The organism is Winogradskyella alexanderae (genome assembly GCF_020166335.1).
GTDB lineage: Bacteria > Bacteroidota > Bacteroidia > Flavobacteriales > Flavobacteriaceae > Winogradskyella > Winogradskyella alexanderae.
Map to the genome: position 1 here is coordinate 92,254 of NZ_JAIUJR010000006.1, position 18,446 is coordinate 110,699.

At 35.1% G+C, this 18,446-nt stretch carries 17 protein-coding genes; 9 read left to right on the forward strand and 8 right to left on the reverse strand.

What is annotated here, in order from left to right:
• Nucleotides 1-4: 4 nt before the first annotated feature.
• Nucleotides 5-2,617, reverse strand: coding sequence for an alanine--tRNA ligase (gene alaS, locus LBU54_RS09965; protein ID WP_224528884.1), 2,613 nt, complete (start codon nucleotides 2,615-2,617; stop codon nucleotides 5-7).
• Nucleotides 2,618-2,748: 131 nt separating this feature from the next.
• On the opposite strand from alaS, the gene LBU54_RS09970 reads away from it, so the two are divergent.
• From LBU54_RS09970 to LBU54_RS09990, 5 genes are read left to right on the forward strand one after another with little or no spacing between them, the layout of a single operon-like run.
• Nucleotides 2,749-3,720, forward strand: coding sequence for a M23 family metallopeptidase (locus LBU54_RS09970; RefSeq protein ID WP_224528886.1), 972 nt, complete (start codon nucleotides 2,749-2,751; stop codon nucleotides 3,718-3,720).
• 1 nt (nucleotide 3,721) lies between these two features.
• Complete coding sequence (locus tag LBU54_RS09975; protein WP_224528888.1) at nucleotides 3,722-4,051, forward strand: MerR family transcriptional regulator; 330 nt, start codon at nucleotides 3,722-3,724, stop codon at nucleotides 4,049-4,051.
• Between the two features lie 10 nt (nucleotides 4,052-4,061).
• Nucleotides 4,062-4,649 (forward strand): LemA family protein, encoded by a 588-nt coding sequence (locus LBU54_RS09980; RefSeq protein WP_224528891.1) that lies wholly within the window; start codon nucleotides 4,062-4,064, stop codon nucleotides 4,647-4,649.
• Between the two features lie 9 nt (nucleotides 4,650-4,658).
• Entirely contained in the window at nucleotides 4,659-5,096 is a 438-nt protein-coding gene (locus LBU54_RS09985) for a TPM domain-containing protein (RefSeq protein WP_224528893.1), read from the forward strand.
• Nucleotides 5,096-5,899 carry a TPM domain-containing protein gene (locus tag LBU54_RS09990; RefSeq protein ID WP_224528896.1) on the forward strand — a complete coding sequence of 268 codons (804 nt, stop codon included), beginning with the start codon at nucleotides 5,096-5,098 and terminating at the stop codon, nucleotides 5,897-5,899. The genes LBU54_RS09985 and LBU54_RS09990 overlap by 1 nt, the downstream gene beginning before the upstream one ends.
• A 20-nt stretch (nucleotides 5,900-5,919) precedes the next feature.
• On the opposite strand, the gene der is transcribed toward LBU54_RS09990, so the two are convergent.
• Complete coding sequence (der, locus tag LBU54_RS09995) at nucleotides 5,920-7,224, reverse strand: ribosome biogenesis GTPase Der (RefSeq protein ID WP_224528898.1); 1,305 nt, start codon at nucleotides 7,222-7,224, stop codon at nucleotides 5,920-5,922.
• 92 nt (nucleotides 7,225-7,316) lie between these two features.
• Here der and LBU54_RS10000 point away from each other — a divergent pair, with 92 nt between their 5' ends.
• On the forward strand, nucleotides 7,317-7,838 hold the full coding sequence (locus tag LBU54_RS10000) for a GTP-binding protein (protein ID WP_224528901.1): 522 nt from the start codon (nucleotides 7,317-7,319) through the stop codon (nucleotides 7,836-7,838).
• Here the strand turns inward: LBU54_RS10000 and era are convergent, their stop codons facing one another.
• Nucleotides 7,839-8,717: a GTPase Era gene (era, locus tag LBU54_RS10005; RefSeq protein ID WP_224528903.1), complete on the reverse strand. Its 879-nt coding sequence runs from the start codon at nucleotides 8,715-8,717 to the stop codon at nucleotides 7,839-7,841.
• A gap of 140 nt (nucleotides 8,718-8,857) precedes the next feature.
• On the opposite strand from era, the gene LBU54_RS10010 reads away from it, so the two are divergent.
• A complete protein-coding gene (locus LBU54_RS10010; RefSeq protein ID WP_224528906.1) occupies nucleotides 8,858-10,525 on the forward strand; it encodes a formate--tetrahydrofolate ligase in 1,668 nt (555 codons plus the stop codon).
• Here LBU54_RS10010 and LBU54_RS10015 read toward each other — a convergent pair whose 3' ends face one another.
• Entirely contained in the window at nucleotides 10,526-10,984 is a 459-nt protein-coding gene (locus tag LBU54_RS10015) for an RNA methyltransferase (RefSeq protein ID WP_224528909.1), read from the reverse strand.
• 101 nt (nucleotides 10,985-11,085) lie between these two features.
• Here LBU54_RS10015 and LBU54_RS10020 point away from each other — a divergent pair, with 101 nt between their 5' ends.
• Complete coding sequence (locus LBU54_RS10020) at nucleotides 11,086-11,616, forward strand: hypothetical protein (protein WP_224528912.1); 531 nt, start codon at nucleotides 11,086-11,088, stop codon at nucleotides 11,614-11,616.
• Between the two features lie 185 nt (nucleotides 11,617-11,801).
• Complete coding sequence (locus LBU54_RS10025; RefSeq protein ID WP_224528915.1) at nucleotides 11,802-14,516, forward strand: phosphoenolpyruvate carboxylase; 2,715 nt, start codon at nucleotides 11,802-11,804, stop codon at nucleotides 14,514-14,516.
• Nucleotides 14,517-14,904: 388 nt separating this feature from the next.
• Here LBU54_RS10025 and LBU54_RS10030 read toward each other — a convergent pair whose 3' ends face one another.
• Genes LBU54_RS10030 through LBU54_RS10045 form a run of 4 tightly spaced genes read right to left on the reverse strand, consistent with a single transcriptional unit; the run spans nucleotide 14,905 to nucleotide 18,446 of the window.
• On the reverse strand, nucleotides 14,905-15,345 hold the full coding sequence (locus LBU54_RS10030; RefSeq protein WP_224528918.1) for a heavy-metal-associated domain-containing protein: 441 nt from the start codon (nucleotides 15,343-15,345) through the stop codon (nucleotides 14,905-14,907).
• Nucleotides 15,346-15,377: 32 nt separating this feature from the next.
• Nucleotides 15,378-17,156, reverse strand: a complete 1,779-nt coding sequence (locus tag LBU54_RS10035) for an efflux RND transporter periplasmic adaptor subunit (protein WP_224528920.1) — start codon at nucleotides 17,154-17,156, stop codon at nucleotides 15,378-15,380.
• The gene (locus tag LBU54_RS10040; RefSeq protein ID WP_178984908.1) at nucleotides 17,146-17,628 is read right to left on the reverse strand and encodes a DUF305 domain-containing protein; all 483 of its coding nucleotides are present in this window, start codon (nucleotides 17,626-17,628) and stop codon (nucleotides 17,146-17,148) included. Before LBU54_RS10040 ends, LBU54_RS10035 begins: the two co-directional genes overlap by 11 nt.
• A 26-nt stretch (nucleotides 17,629-17,654) precedes the next feature.
• On the reverse strand, nucleotides 17,655-18,446 hold the full coding sequence (locus tag LBU54_RS10045) for a cation transporter (protein ID WP_178990419.1): 792 nt from the start codon (nucleotides 18,444-18,446) through the stop codon (nucleotides 17,655-17,657).

The window sequence follows — 18,446 nt, forward strand, 5'->3', positions numbered from 1 at the left end:
TGTTTTACGTAATGTATTGCTTAGAAGCCTTTAAAGCATCTTCAATGCCTGCCGGATTTTTGCCACCTGCGGTGGCAAAAAACGATTGTCCTCCACCGCCACCTTTAATATACTTACCAAGTTCTCTAACTATGTTGCCAGCGTTAAGATTTTTATCCGCTACTAATTCCTTAGAAATATAGCATGTTAAAATAGCCTTATCATTATTTTCTGCGCCAAAAATTAAAAACAAATTATTATGTTCTGCACCCAATTCAAAACAAAGATCTTTTATTCCCTTGGCATCTAAATCTACCTTTTTTGCTAAAAACTGGATATCATTTATTATATCAAATTCGTTCGAAATTTCTCCCTTAAGATTTTTTGTTTTGTCCTTTAACAGTATCTCTATTTGTTTTTTTAATGATGCATTTTCATCCTGCAAAGATTGCACGGCTTTGGCTGGTTCAACAGGTGTTTTCAGAATCTGCTTTACAGTCTCAAATTGTTTTTCAACGTTTTCAAAATATTTACCTACCGCAACATTTGTAATGGCTTCAATCCTTCTAATTCCAGCTGCGATAGCACTTTCGGATTTTATCTTGAAATACCAAATATCACCTGTCTGTTTTACATGTGTACCACCACAAAGCTCCATAGATTGACCAAACCTTATAGCTCTTACATTATCACCATATTTTTCGCCAAACAGTGCAATGGCTCCTTCTTCTAAAGCTTTTTGCATAGGTATGTTGCGCTGTTCTTCTAAAGGCAAATTTTCTCTTATTCTCGCATTCACAAAGTCTTCAATCTCTTGTAACTGACCTCCATTGACTTTAGAAAAATGTGAAAAATCAAATCTTAAATAATTTGGTTTTACTAAGGATCCTTTTTGCTCTACATGTGTGCCAAGTATGGTTCGTAATGCTTGATGTAATAAATGCGTTGCTGTATGGTTGCTAGCTGAGAGCCTCCTGTGATCCTCATTTACAACGGCTGTAAATGTACCATCTATATGTGTGGGTAATTGATTTGAATAATGAATTATGACATTGTTTTCCTTTTTTGTATCAGTAATGTGAACAACATCACCATTCTTAGCCTCAATAGAGCCTATATCTCCCACCTGGCCACCACCTTCAGGATAAAATGGTGTTCTATTAAAAACGAGCTGATATTGGTCACCTTCCTTTTTTGAAAAGACCTTTCTGTACCTAGTTAATTTAACATCTGCAACTAGTGTATCATATCCTATAAACTCTTCTGTGTTGTCCTCACTCAAAACAATCCAATCTGAAGTTTCAGTTGCAGAGGCACTTCTTGAGCGCTCTTTCTGCTTTTTCATTTCCTGATCAAAGCCAATTTCGTCCACCTCATAGCCCTTTTCTCGTGCTATTAATTGTGTTAGATCCAGTGGAAAACCATAAGTGTCATAGAGCTCAAAAGCGCGACTGCCATCAATAGTTTTTGTGCTTGTATTTTCAATGACTTTATCTAGTAGCAATAAACCTTGGTCTAAGGTTCTTAAGAAAGAATGTTCTTCCTCTTTTATCACATTTTCAATAAGTCTTTCTTGAGAATTTATTTCAGGAAAAGCTTCTCCCATTTGTTTATTAAGCGTTTCAGCCAATTTGTAAATAAATGGTTCCTTTTGATTTAAGAACGTAAACCCATATCGAATAGCACGTCTTAAAATTCTGCGAATCACATAACCAGCGCCAGTATTGCTTGGCAATTGACCATCTGCAATTGAAAATGCAACAGCTCTAACATGATCTGCAATTACACGAATTGCCACATCAGACTTTGAATCCTTACCGTACTTACTATTTGTTATGGTTTCAATTTCTTTAATAATGGGTGTGAAAACATCAGTATCATAGTTAGATTGTACCCCTTGTAGCACCATACAAAGGCGTTCAAATCCCATACCTGTGTCAATGTGCTTGTTAGGAAGCGTATCTAAAGTTCCGTTCGCTTTACGATTGTATTGTATAAAAACCAAGTTCCATATCTCTACAACTTGAGGATGGTCTTTATTAACCAATTCTTTACCATCAATTTTAGCCTTTTCCTCATCAGAACGTATATCTACGTGGATTTCGCTACATGGGCCACAAGGTCCTTGATCACCCATTTCCCAGAAATTATCTTTTTTGTTGCCCTTAAGTATCCTGTCTTTATCAATATATTGCTCCCATATGTCATATGCTTCGGTATCCATACCTAATCCATCTTCATCACTACCTTCAAAAACTGTGACATACAGTATATTCTTATCAATACCATAAACTTCCGTTAATAATTCCCAAGCCCATGCAATCGCCTCTTTTTTGAAATAATCTCCAAAACTCCAATTTCCAAGCATCTCAAAAAGTGTGTGATGATAAGTATCATAACCAACCTCTTCCAGATCATTATGCTTGCCAGAAACTCTAAGACATTTTTGGGTATCAGCAATTCTATTTTTCTTGGGATTTGCGTTACCTAAAAAATACTCTTTAAAAGGTGCCATTCCAGAATTCACGAACATCAAGGTTGGATCATCTTTTAAAACCATTGGAGCCGATGGTACAATGAGATGGTTCTTGCTTTCAAAGAAGTTTAAAAATTTAGCACGAATATCTTGAGACTTCATACGCAACTAATTAGAGCTTGATTTTATTTAAATTCTCACAATTGCAAAACAATTTTTATCTTTGAACGTTACGCTAATAAAATTGTATTACAACATGTAGTACTAGCAGCAAAAATAGTATAATTTGCAAAATGGGTAAGGTAAAATATTATTATGATTCGGAAACCCTTTCTTACCGTAAAATAAAACGTAAGAAACGAACGACCTTTAAGTATGTTATGCTGTTTTTAACTGCTGCGGGTTTATTCGGATTTTTATCATTCTTTATTATTAGTCAGTACGTTGAATCACCTAAGGAACGGGAACTTACTAGAGAGTTACAGAATATGGAGCTCCAATACCAATTGCTAAATAAACGAATGGATGACGCCATTGCTGCTCTAGAGAATGTCGAAGAGCGCGACAATGCCATATACAGACTTTATTTTGAAGCTAATCCAATACCCGAAGAACAGAGGCGCGCTGGTTTTGGAGGTATTAATAGATACAAGAAATACCAAGGCTATGACAATTCCCAACTCATCGCAGAAACCAATAAACGCTTAGACATACTCGAAAAGGCAATTGTTGTACAATCCAAATCGCTTGATGAGATTGCCAAACTCGCAGAAGACAAAGAAAAGTTTTTAGAATCTATACCTGCTATACAACCTGTAAATAATGTTAGTCTTACCAGAGTTGCTTCTGGCTATGGATTTAGAACAGATCCCTTTACAAAAGTTAGAAAATTCCATTTTGGTATGGATTTCACGGCGCCACGAGGCACACCCGTTTATGCAACGGGAAATGGTATAGTAAAACGGGCAGATAACAGCGCTACAGGGTATGGAAAACATATTCGCATTGATCACGGTTACGGTTACATGTCACTTTATGCACATTTGTATAAATACAATGTACGTGTAAACCAAAGAGTAAAACGTGGAGATCTTATTGGATTTGTTGGCAGCACTGGTAGGTCGGAAGCACCTCACCTACACTACGAAGTCTTCAAAGATGGCAATCGTATAAATCCAATTAATTTCTATTATGGGAACTTATCTGCAGAAGAATTTGACAAATTACTGGAGAAAGCTTCTTTAGAAAACCAATCACTAGATTAAAATGCATATAGAACTACCTGAAAAACGTTATTATGGTATTGGCGAAGTCGCTAAGGCATTTAAGGTAAATGCATCTTTAATTCGGTTCTGGGAAAAGGAGTTTGATATTCTGAAACCAAAGAAAAATGCCAAGGGAAATCGAAAGTTTACGCCAGAAGATATCAAAAATTTAAAGTTCATTTATCACTTGGTTAAAGAGCGTGGCTTTACTTTAGAGGGAGCTAAAATTCACCTAAAGGAAGGCCGAAAGCAAGCTTTAAATAATTATGAAATCATTGAGAAATTAGAAGGCATAAAAGCACAACTAAATAAAATTAAATCACAACTATAAATTTATCAATATGAAAAAATGGATAATACCACTAATACTACTAGCAGTGGTAATATTTTGGGGAATCGGTGTAAATAATAACGCAGTAGAAATGGACGAGAACGTTGGCCAGGCATGGGCAGATGTTGAGAGCAGTTACCAAAGGAGAAACGATTTAATTGGAAATCTGGTAAAAACGGTACAAGGTGCTGCCGATTTTGAAAAAAGTACCTTAACCGATGTCATTGAAGCAAGAGCAAAGGCTACATCTATTAATATTGATCCAACGAATATTACACCTGAAAAACTGGCTGAATTCAACAAGGCGCAAGGTGGTTTGTCTGGTGCTTTAAAGAGTCTTTTGGTCACTGTTGAAAGGTATCCTGACTTAAAAGCAAATCAAAATTTCCTCGAACTTCAAAGTCAATTAGAAGGCACCGAGAATAGAATCGATGTTGCAAGGTCTCGTTTTAATGAAGCTGTTAAACCATATAATAGCTACATAAGAGCATTTCCTCGCAGCCTCATTGCCAATATTGCAGGATTTGATAAAAAGGCCTATTTCGAAGCTGAAGATGGAGCTGAAAAACCTGTAGATGTTGAGTTTGACTTTAATTAATTACTTATTATGTCACATCTGGAAGATTTCCTAACCTCTGATGAAGAATCGGAAATCGTTGATGCTATACGAATTGCTGAGCGTACTACCTCTGGCGAAATCAGGGTTCATATAGAACAGAATTACAATGGAGATATTTATAATCATGCACTCGAAGTATTTCATTATTTAAAGATGGATAATACCCTTGAGCGCAACGGTGTTTTAATATATGTAGCGGTAGATAACAAAACATTTGTTATTTGTGGCGATAAAGGTATCAATGACAAAGTAGGCACTGACTTTTGGAATTCTACACGAGACAAAATTCAAAAGCACTTTAAAAATGGCTATTTTAAAAAAGGCTTAATAAGTGGTATTAAGGAAGCCGGAGACGTATTATCTGCTTATTTTCCATGGGACCACGGTGATAAAAACGAATTGGACAATACTATTTCTAAAGGCTGATGAGTGGATATAAAAACATTGTTGTTAAAATTACATTTGTAATATTACTTATATCAGTACTAAAGGTCAATGCACAGTTCAAAATTCCACCAAAACCAGATTTCCAAACTAGCGTTTATGATTACATCAATTTATTAAGTCCAGCTGAGAAGAATAATTTAGAGCAGAATTTAGTTCGATATTCTGATACAACTTCTACACAAATTGTAGTTGCAATTATTAGCTCAACCGAGGGTGAATACATTAATTTTCTTGGTGCACAATGGGGTGAAGCATGGGGAATTGGCCAAGAAAAAGAAGATAATGGCGTACTACTACTATTAGCAAAGGACGATCGAAAAATTGGCATTAACACCGGTAGAGGTGTTGAACACCTTTTAACCGATGCAATGAGCAAACGGATTATCGATAGAGATATCATACCTTATTTTCGGCAGAACGACTATTATGGTGGCCTAAGCAGAGGCACAAAGGCAATTTTTGAAGTTCTTAATGGTGAGTATAAGGGAACCAGACAAAGCAATTCATCTGACTTTCCAGTAGGCTTACTCATCATTATGATTTTACTTTTCATAATTCTAATAATAGCCATATCTAGAAATCGAGGAGGTGGAAATCGTGGAACCCGGTCTGATAGTAGAAGTTTACTAGAAGCCATTATACTGAGCAATATGGGGCGTGGAAGTTATTCTAGTCGTTCTTCATCAGGAGGTTTTGGTGGCTTTGGCGGCAGTTCTGGTGGCTTTGGTGGTGGTTTTGGTGGCGGAAGCTTTGGAGGTGGTGGCGCCTCTGGAGGTTGGTAGAATCTACAAAAGAACCTGTACTATTTTTTTCGCATGTAAACACTTACAGGAACTCCTGTAAAATTGAAATATTCTCTCAATTTATTTTCCAAAAAACGCTTATATGGTTCTTTAACATACTGTGGCAAATTACAGAAAAACGCAAACTGAGGTTGTGGCGTTGGCAACTGCATTATATATTTAATCTTTACGTATTTTCCTTTATATGCTGGTGGTGGATATTTTTCGATAACAGGTAAAAGTGTATCATTTAACACACTCGTTTTTATGCGCTTGCTTCTATTTTTATATACCTCGACTGCAGTTTCAATAGCCTTATAGATTCGTTGTTTATTCAATACAGATATAAAAACAATTGGTACATCTGTGAATGGCTCTATTTGCTTTTTGATATATTTTTCAAAGTCTTTAGCAGTTTTATTATCCTTTTCAACCAAATCCCATTTGTTAACTAGGATAACTATTCCCTTACGATTACGCTCGGCGAGCCAAAATATATTTTGTACTTGACCATCAAATCCTCGAGTAGCGTCTAAAACTAAAAGACAAACATCCGAATGTTCAATGGCCCTAATACTGCGCATTACAGAATAAAACTCTAAATCTTCTTTTACTTTAGATTTTTTTCGTATTCCCGCTGTATCAACTAGGCTAAACTCAAAACCAAATCGATTATACTTAGTATCTATTGAGTCTCTTGTGGTTCCAGCAATATCTGTAACAATATAGCGCTCCTCCCCTATTAAGGCGTTTATAAAAGACGATTTCCCAGCATTAGGCCTACCAACAACTGCAAATCTTGGTAGTACCTCTACTTCCTCTTCCTCTTTTTCAGGAAGTGCCTCAACAATAGCATCTAATAAATCGCCGGTACCACTACCATTTATACTAGCTATTGTGTAATAATCGCCTAGTCCTAACGCGTAAAATTCAACTGCATCCTCTGCCCTTTTATTATTGTCAACCTTGTTCACAACAAGGAAAACAGGTTTATCTACCTTGCGCAATAAATTGGCCACATCTTCATCCATACCAGTGACGCCAGATTCTACGTCTACCATAAATATGATAGCATCAGCTTCATCAATAGCCAACTCAACCTGCTTATCTATTTCGGCTTCAAAGATATCATCACTTCCAACAACATAGCCACCTGTATCAATAATCGAAAACTCTCTGCCATTCCAATCTGTTTTGCCGTAATGACGATCTCTCGTAACACCACTCACAGCATCTACAATGGCTTCTCTTCGCTGTATCAAACGATTAAATAAGGTCGATTTACCGACATTAGGCCTTCCAACTATAGCAACTATATTTCCCATTTTACTATTTATGGCGCAAAGGTAGTATTAAATCTTAGATATTATTTAAAAGAAAATATGTAAATTAGAAATGCTAACTATTGGCGGCTAGTATGGAATTATCTAATGAAATTGTATTAAGACCACGGTTTAAATTTAATGTTGAAGAAAATAACAACTCTCTTTTGGATTTGTTTGAAACCAAGGGAAAATCCCAATCTGATTTTGTTGTAACTCGCGTAGATGATCATGTATTTATTAGATTTCCTAAAGCAAAACAACATTTTTGGTCACCTCAACTTCATCTGGAAATTAATGAAGATTATGACCAGAAAAGCCTAAGTACCATATATGGTTTATTCGGCCCAAATCCTACGGTTTGGACTATGTTCATGTTTTTCCATTTTGTAGTGGCAGGATTTTTTATTGGCTTCGCTATTTGGGCCTATGTCAATTGGTCTCTAGATAACAGCTATGCCGTACAACTCTTTGTTACCTTGTTTATGATAGTAATTTGGTTTGCTCTTTACTTAAGCGGCAGAATGGGTAAGAGAGCCGGTTTGGATCAAATGCACGAGCTTCATCATTTCATGCGAGACACATTGAGAAGTCAGAACCTTCACTCAGTAAACTAATTATTGATTGTAACCAAAACGTTTCAATTGGTTTTGATTACTTCGCCAGTTCTTATTTACTTTGACATAAAGCTCTAAATGAACCTGTTTGCCAAAAAACTTTTCAAGGTCCTTTCTTGCCTCAACTCCCACACGCTTTAACGCCGATCCTTTGTGACCAATAATTATACCTTTTTGTGTTTCGCGCTCCACCATGATTACAGAACGTATCCTAATAATATTTTCTTCTTCAAAAAACTCTTCGGTATCTACTTCTACAGCATAAGGGATTTCTTTTTTATAATACAGTAATATTTTTTCCCGAATTGCCTCATTGACAAAGAAGCGTTCAGGTTTATCGGTTAATTGGTCTTTGGGATAAAAGGGAGGTGATTCTGGTAAGAGTTCTACTATTCGCTCAAATACATTTTTTATGTTAAAACCATTTAACGCCGAAATGGGGTAGAATTCTGCATTGGGCACTTTATTTTGCCAAAATTCTGCCTGCTCTTCAAGTAGCTCTTGATTAGCAGTATCAATTTTATTGAGAAGTAATAAAACAGGAATTTTGGATTTTGTTATCCTTTCAAAAAATGCCTCGTCTTTTAGGGACTTTTCACCAATTTCAATCATGTAAATCAGCACATCTGCATCTTCAAATGCCGACTTCACAAAATACATCATAGACTCTTGAAGCTCATAGGCAGGTTTAATTATACCAGGTGTATCACTTAATACAACTTGAAAATCATCACCATTTACAATTCCTAAAATACGATGACGCGTTGTTTGGGCCTTAGATGTTATAATAGATAATTTCTCACCCATAAAGGCATTCATCAAAGTTGATTTGCCCACATTGGGATTACCTATAATATTTACGAAACCTGCTTTGTGCATCTAAAATAATTTGTGCAAAGTTACAATCTTTAAAGTCATTATTTGTCCAGAAAAGAAAGGAAGTGTTTCGGTATGACAAAAATCATCCTTTTCGATGCATTATATATCTACATTTGACGAATTCCAATTATAAAATAATTATGACTGATTTACAGATAGCCAAAAAAGTTACACTGAAACCTATAACCGAAATTGCAGAAAAATTTGGAATTGATCCAGAAAAAATTGAAATGTATGGCAGAGACAAAGCCAAAATACCCTTAAGCTATATCAACAGAAATAAGGCTAAAAAAAGTAATCTAATTTTGGTGTCTGCAATTTCTCCAACGCCAGCGGGGGAAGGCAAGACAACAATGTCAATTGGATTAACGGAGGCATTAAATAGACTACATAAAAAAACCACAGTGGTTTTACGAGAACCATCTTTGGGCCCAGTATTTGGCATAAAAGGTGGTGCAACTGGAGGTGGCTATTCTCAAGTGCTTCCATTAGAGGATATAAACTTACATTTCACTGGCGATTTTTCGGCTATTGAAAAAGCTCATAATTTGTTATCTGCTGTAATTGACAATAACGTACAAAGCAAAACCCAATCTCTAGGTTTAGACCCACGGACAATAACTTGGAAGCGTGTCCTAGACATGAATGACAGAGCATTAAGACGCATTATTGTTGGATTAGGTGGCACCTCATTTGGAATACCGAGAGAAACAGGATTTGATATTACTGCTGCTTCCGAAATTATGGCAATACTTTGTATATCGAAGGATTTAGTTGATTTAAAAAAACGCCTTGGAGAAATCTTTATTGGTTACACCTACACCAAAAAACCCATTTTTGCCAAAGATCTTAAAGTTGCAGGTGCTATGGCAGCACTCTTAAAACATGCTATAAAACCTAATTTAGTTCAAACTATGGAAGGTAATCCTGCAATAATTCACGGTGGTCCTTTTGCCAATATTGCACAAGGAACAAACTCGGTCATTGGTACACTAATGGGAATGACGCATTCTGAATATACAGTAACCGAGGCTGGATTTGGATTTGATCTGGGTGCAGAAAAATTCTTTGATATTAAATGCCAAAGTGCAAACATATCACCAAAAGCCGTTGTTCTAACAACTACCATAAGAGCCTTAAAATATCATGGTGGTGCAGATTTAAACAATCTGGAAAAACCCAATTTAGAAGCGTTAAGACAAGGTCTTCCAAATCTAGAAAAGCATTTGGAAAACATAAAAAAATTCAATGTTACACCCATAATAGCAATCAACAAATTTAAGTCTGACACTAAAGAAGAAATACAATTAATAAAAGACTTGGCCAAAATTAAAAACATTCGCATTGCAGTTGCGGATGTTTGGGCAAAAGGTGGCGCTGGTGCATTAAAACTGGCAAAACATGTTATTGAAGTTGCAGAGAAATGTAACACAAAGTTTAAGCCACTTTACAAATGGAATATGTCTATTGAATCCAAAATTGAAAACATTGCAAAAGAAATTTATGGTGCAGAACACGTTGATTACAATTCTGTTGCAAAGCGACAATTAAGGGAGATAAAAACGCTCGGATTGGATAAACTGCCTATTTGTGTCGCAAAAACTCAAAAATCATTATCGGACAACCCAAAACTTTTAGGCAGACCGAAAGACTTTATAATTACAGTTAGAGAAATTGAAATTGCCGCTGGTGCTGGTTTTTTAATTCCAATTACCGGTAATATAATGCGTATGCCTGGTTTACCAGCAATACCTGCATCAGAGGGTATTGACATTAGTAATAATGGCGAAATAAGCGGTCTGTTTTAATTAGGATCTTGGCTTGTTCAATTGCCTATCATACATCACAATACTGCCAGCAACGGAGACATTTAGACTTAACTCAGAGTTAAATTTTACAAGAAAGTGGCTTTTTTCTTTAGCTTGTTTGGACAGCCCATGGTCTTCGGCACCTAATAAATAGACACAACGCCTTGGGTGATTAAAAGTTTCTAAGTCTTCTGCATTATCCGTCAATTCTACACCCACTATTCGAGCTCCTTTGGGAAGATTGCTAAAAAAGTCATCGAAGGTTTCATAATGATAATAAGGCATGGATTTTACCGCATTATGTGTATCACTTGCTTGCTTGGAATACCTATTCCCAATTGTGAAAATAAAGCTTGCTCCAAGATTTTGTGCAGAACGCCAAAGTACTCCTAAATTTTCGGGTGTCTTTCCGTTTTGAATACCAATTCCAAAAAATTCATTTGAAAAATTATCATTCATAAAAACAAAAATACTACTATCTGACAAAATGAAACTCTTAGTTAGAATGGCATTTTTTTTGATATAGAATGTGCAGTTTGTATAACTTAAAATTGTATCCAATGAAAAAAGTAGTATTCTTTTTAATTGCAACAATTTTTGTGACAAGTTGCAATACCCAAGATAAGAAGTCGGCTAATAATCGGGCGACTAATAAAGAAGCAGTTACTGATAGCATAAAACGACCCAAAGAAAGCTGGAAGGTTAATAAGGAAGTAGATGAAGATGGAAATATAATTAGATACGATTCCATTTACTCCTGGTCGTCGTCTGGCCCAATTAAAGGTTTAGAAAACGACAGCATTTTTGATAAAATGCAAGCGATGATGCACAAACGATTTTCAATGCTCCAACCATCGATATCAGGTTTTGCAAAACATGACTCCATCATGAAACAATTTTTCGATGATGATTTTTTTAGTGACGACTTTTTTTCAAATAGTCTGGATCCGAACTTTCCAAGCATGGACGATATGATAAAACGAATGGAAGCCATGAGACAGCAATTCTTTGATGATCGTAATAGATATATTATACCACCAGAGACGAAAAAAAAAGAGAAACCAGAATCTATTAAAAAGAAGCAGGTTTAAAAAAGCTCCTCTTAAACTAGGAGCTTTTTTTTTGCTAAATAGAAAGCTTATCACTTTTGAAAATCCAAATTCACGATTGTATTCCAACGTAAAAATCTTAATATTAAATTCATTTCAAAATTGACTAAAAGCCTTATATTCGTTAATAAACACTACTGAATTTAATAAGCAAATCAAGCAACAAAATGACTAAAGACGCGCTTCAAAAAAAAGGGCAAGAAAAAATAAAAACGGATTTCAATTATCTAATAGCCTTATTTAAGGAGATGTTGGTGTCCGTTGGCGAAAAAGATTTAGCCAAAAGTCTTCCGTTTGGACATGATCCAGGAGCCAAAATGGATAATGTATCTAATGAACGATTTACCCAAGCTGTTGGTATTTGTTTTGAGTTACTTAATCTTGCTGAAGAAAACGCGGCTGCGCAATTTCGGCGCAAAACCGAAACGCTTTTTGGGTTAGAATCCATTAGAGGTTCATGGGGAGAAACCCTAAGTCAATGGAAAACAAAGGGCATTAGTGAAAAGGAAATACTTAAAAAACTTAAGTCCGTAGTAGTTACTCCTGTACTCACTGCTCATCCAACTGAGGCAAAACGTTTAACTGTATTAGAGATTCATCGTGAACTCTATTTATTATTAGTAAAAAGAGAAAATCCTATCTGGACGCCTGCAGAGCAAAATATCTTAAAAAAAGATATCCTGGGAATCATGGAACGTTGGTGGCGTACAGGTGAAATTTATCTACAAAAACCACGGCTTGAAGATGAACGTAGCAACTTAATGCATTATTTTCAGAATGTTTATCCCAAAGCATTGTCTTTAGTAGATGAACGACTACAAAATGCTTGGGAATCTGTTGGTTTTTCTGCCGACTCATTAGAAAACCCAGAGGATTTTCCGCTGATCACTTTTGGAAGCTGGGTTGGTGGTGATCGTGATGGACATCCTTTTGTTACTCCAGAATTTACAGCTAGTACATTATTAATGCATCGCCAAGCTGCATTAAATATGATTCAATCTCACTTAAAAGAATTGGGTTCAGAACTCAGCATTTCTAGTTACCGAAACGAAATACCAAAATCCTTTTTAAACCATATATCTGAGATTGCTACTCGTTTTGGCATTAAAAGTCAAAATGCTATTGAACGTAATTCCTCTGAACCGTTAAGACAATATGTAAATCTTCTTTTACTACGTTTAGACAACACCATGTCTGATAATTTTTCATTAGGTGAACAAGGGTATTTCAAATCAGCAAACGATTTGTCCTTAGAACTCAAACTATTAAGACAAGTACTTTTGGATATAAATGCTAAGCGATTGGCTCAAGAATACCTTTTTCCACTTGAACGACTGGTTCAGTGTTTTGGATTTCATCTCGCCAAGTTAGATATTAGAAACAATAGCGCATATCATGAGGTAGCCATAAGTCAGATTTTAAAAGCTTCAGGTCGTGAAAACTTTGATTATCAAAATTGGAATGAGAACAAACGTCTTGCTTTTTTAAATGAAGAATTAAAAAGTAACAGACCCTTTCTCGTGGCAGGAACGTCATGTGGTACAGAAGCAGATAATGTTCTTGGTTACTTACGTGAAGTTAAGTTGTATATAGATAAATACGGGAATGAAGGTATTGGCTCAATAATAGTTAGTATGACAAGAACTTTGAGCGACCTCTTACTTGTTTTTATTCTCTTGCGAGAAGTAGGACTTAAAGATGTGAAATTACCAGTTGTTCCATTATTAGAAACCATTGATGATCTTATTGCTGGACCTGAAATACTTACAGCTTTTCTAAACCATCCAGTTATTGAGAAACAACGCGAAGGGTCTGAAGAATTTATACAAGAAGTCATGTTGGGTTATAGTGACAGCAATAAAGACGGCGGAATTTTAACTAGTCGTTGGAATATCTATAAAGCGGAAGAAAATTTAACTAAAGTAGCTGACAAATTTGGGGTGAAACTTCGCTTTTTCCATGGCAGAGGTGGTACAATAAGTCGTGGTGGCGGTAAAATACACCGATTTTTAGATAGTATGCCACCTGGTGCGATGAGTGGTCATATTAAAATGACAATTCAGGGTGAGACAATAGCAAATCAATTTGCAAACCTTATCACAGCAACTTACAATTTAGAAATGTTTGTAGCTGGAACCGCGAGACAGGCAATGATAAAACGTGAATCAGAAAGGGATGAACAACTCTATAATATGATGGATAATTTGGTTGTTTTAGCAAGACAGACCTATAGAAAGTTACTTGACCATCCAAATTTTATAGCATTTTACTCAAAAGCAACTCCAATAGACGTTTTGGAACAGAGTAAAATAGGTTCTAGACCTGCTCGGCGCACTGGAAAACGGTCCTTAGAAGATTTAAGGTCAATTCCATGGGTTTTCAGCTGGAACCAATCACGTTTTAATATTAGTGGTTGGTTTGGATTAGGCACAGCATTAGGCAAATACAAAGAACAACATCCAGAGGATTATAAGCGTATGCGACAGTTGTCTAATGATTGGTACTTCCTAAAATATGCTTTGATTCAGATAGAATCTAATCTAATGGATTCAGATAAGGCAGTAATGAACCGTTTTGGTGCATTATTTGATGCCGTGGAAGCCAGAAAAGAACTTCTTAATTTAATATCTGAAGATTACGATTCCTCTTTGGCTAGTATTGAAGAAATACTTGAAGGCAGCAGAACAAAACGAAGAATTACCAAACTTGACAATATTAATCTACGAACAGAAGCACTAAATAGCTTGCATAATATACAAATAGCACACCTCGAAAAATGGCGAAAAATAAGGGAGACTAATCCAAAAGAGAGCGAGGTCTATCTATTGCAATTGTTGCTTCTAGTCAATGCCATTTCCGGTGGTCTAAAAGGAACAGGTTAAAATTTTCGTGTGTTTAAAATTCAGAAGTAGATTGAATTTAAAATAAAAACTCCTAGAAAAATCTAGGAGCTTTTTTTGTAGAGCGTGCAGAAAAAATATCGAACCTTTTAATACAAGAAATCAATAAAATTAATCAGTTGAATAAACTTTAATAAAGGTCATCATTAAATTTCGTATACAGAAAATAACGTACTTTTATTTGTAAGCACTCATCTGTTAACGCTACATATTCCGGACATTGAATATCAACATATTCATATAAATTTCTTTCTAATATATTTCAATCCTTACATGAATCTACCTCACTTTTCATGAAATAATTAGCGATTCTTATTTCATTACATAAAATGAAAAAGAGCCTTCCGAAAAAGACTCTTTAATTATTAGCTTAATGGTCGTGATTTGAATGGTTATCACTTTTTTCTTCACCAGATTGATTCATCATCATTTCGTGGTCGTATTTACAACACCCTGGTAAACCATCATATGCTTCTTCATCACCTGCTACTTTTTCGGTATCATATCCTGAAGCTGCGATTGCTTTATGGATTGCCATTGCATCGGTTTTTGTATCATCAAAAGACACATCAATCTTCTTTTTATCGACATCCCAATTAGCACTTGCAACACCTTCAACACCGTTAGCTGCTTTTTCGATAGTGTTTTTACACATTCCGCAATTTCCTCTTACACCAAAAGACAGGTCTGTCATTGCCATATCTTTTGACATTTCAGTAGTTGTGGTTTCTGTTTCTTTTTTGGTTTCGTTTTTACAACTTGTTAAACCTAATGCTGCTATTACAGCTACACTTAAAATTACTTTCTTCATTGTTTAAAATTTAATTGTTATTACTTGATTTATTATTCTATTACTTGTTTTACTTCACCACAGGTTAGCATTGCTTCGCCAAAGTATGGATTGATTACTTTTTCTTCTTTACTCAACCAATATGCACCATTGTTGTTATCTGCCATTGGACAAAATTCCACATAGACCTTTTCATTGACACCAAATAGTTGTACAGCATTGATTAGATGTGATGATAAATGTTTAAAATGGTCTCTTTGTGATTTTATATCGGATGTTTCAGAAATTGAGGTTGCAGAAGATTTTATTTCGCCTTCTAATGACATCCAATGGTTATGCGCCTTATTATCTGACAACAATTTCATATCTACTTTGTTCAATTCATTTAATAAAGTTTTTGTGCTTGTTGAAGTACTTTTTGAATCTTCTTTTACTAAAGCATCTTTTAAATTGATATACGCATTGAAAACAGCTTTTAACTGCTCTTGAAATTTCGCTGATACTTCCAAACGCTCATTCATATTAGTGTGGTCACTTTCTTTGTTAGATGCATTGTTATCCATACCTAAATGACCTTCGTGTCCAGTCATTACTTTACCACCATCTTTATTCATCATAGACTTTTTCCCTTGTAATTGTGCTGCTGCATCAACCGTAAATGTACCATTAGTCACTATTTCATTTCCAACAAATAAACCTTCTACAACTTCATATTCATTACCAATTTGATTGCCTAATTTAATTTCACGCATTTCAAAAATAGGTTGGTCTGGATTTGTTTTAAGGTACACCACAGAACGTTCACCTGTCCATAACACAGAAGATGAAGGAATTGTCAATAGGTCGTCATTATTAGCTGTACTGCCTTCAATATTTGCGGTTACAAACATTCCTGGTTTAAATACATCGTCCTTATTGCTTAAAACAACACGTAAGGTTACAGTTCTTGTTTTCGTGTTTAAAACTGGGTCAATGAAATCTACTTTACCTTTAAACTCTTTATTAGGATAAGCATTGGTTGTTATCATCACTTCCTGTCCTTTTTTAAAGCGGTCAATCTGATTTTCATACACATCAAAGTTACCCCAAACCGTGTTTAGATTAGCAATTTTAAGTAAGGGTTGTCCTTGTTTAATGTAATCGCCTTGCTCTACCAATTTTTCTGTAACAGTACCCGAAACGGTTGCATAAACAGGAAAGTTTTCTTTTACTTTTCCTGTTTCTTCAATCTGATTGATTTGATTTTCAGAGAGCTTCCATAATTTCAATTTATTACGGACTGCTTTGTATAAAGCAGGTTGTGATTCTTTTAAAGATGCTGCTGTAATTAATTCTTGTTGTGCTGCATAGAGTTCTGGCGAATAAATGGTTGCCAATAATTGACCTTTACGAACTTCTTCGCCTGTAAAACTCACATTCAAACGTTCAATTCTTCCAGCGAAATAACTTACCTGTACTGCATTTGCTTCTTCGTTTTCAGCAATTTTACCAGATAATTTGATAGTATTGCCTTCAACATTGCCTTTACCAACAATAGATGTTTTAATATTAGCTAAAGCCATAGCATTTTCGGTCAATTTGAATTGGTCTGCTAATAAACCATCACTTCCACCATCAGCAGGAATTAAATCCATACCACAAATAGGACAATCGCCTGATTCTGGTTGCATAATTTGTGGATGCATAGAACACGTCCATAGTTGATTAGTTTCTGCAACCGCATCGTGATTATGTTCTGTATCTTTTTTTGATGAACCACCAAAAAGCAACCAACCCAATAACACACCTACTACGAGTATGCCAATATATATGACTATTTTATTATTTTTCATTCTCTAATCGTTTTATCATTGCTTTCATTTCTTCTATTTCTTTACGTTGTGCTTTTATAATGTCTTCTGCTAATTTCTTAACTTCTGGGTCTTGAATATCTGCTCTTTCACTTGTTAAAATAGCGATAGAATGGTGTGGTATCATTGCTTTCATCCAAAGGACATCACCAATAATTGGTGCTTGTGTTCTTACCAACCCTAATGCACCTACAAACAGAATAAAACTACCTGCGAGTATGGCGATATTCTTCTTTTTATCATTATACATTTTTCGCATAAAAAACCACATTATTACTGCCATTGTTGAAATTCCTAAACACGTCATATAGAATCGTGTTAAACTAAACCATACGTGGTCTATGGAATAGGTGTTTAAATACATTGTGATGTACATTGCTACAAATGAGCAAGCCAACATTATAAAGAAGGTTTTGTAATTTCCTTTGTTTGAGTGTTCTTTTGAATTTTCCATATTTTTTGATTTTATAGTTAAACTTTTTACTTACTTAATTTTAATATCCTGAATGCACCTTGTATCACCAATCCAAATACAATGATTCCTATAATTAAATCTGGAATACCAGAATGCAGCCAATTGACTAAAACGCCTGCTGTAATTACGCCAAGATTTATTATAATATCATTAGAGGTAAAAATCATACTGGCACGCATATGTGCTTCTTGACTTTTAGATTTTTGTAAGAGGTACAAGCAAATGCCATTTGCAATCAAAGCAAATACTGAAACGATAATCATTGTTGAAAATACAGGTAGCGATTCATAGCCTAAAAACCGACGTATTACCTCAACGATTCCGATAATTGCAAGTGTTATCTGAAAATAGCCTGCATATTTTGCAATACGTTTCTTTTTTAAAACTGTACCACCAACCGCTATTAAACTCAATCCATAAACAAATGAATCTGCCAACATATCTAAACTATCAGCAACTAATCCCATAGATTTTGAAATAATACCTGTACTCATTTCAATAATAAAAAATGCAAAATTGATGATTAGAACTGTCCACAACAGTTTGGATTGACTCCTTGTAGATTCAGTAATAATTGTGGCTGTATCTTCTGAACTGATTAAACTTTCATTTAATTTTAATTCATTTAAGGCATTACCAATTTCATTTACATTTGAATTATGATATAGTGTTAAGATTCTTTCTTCTAAATTAAAATCAAGTTGTTTGATACCATCTATATCAGATAGCTTCATCTTAATTAGATTTTCTTCAGAAGGACAATCCATTTTTGATATTTTGAAAACTGTTTTCTGCAT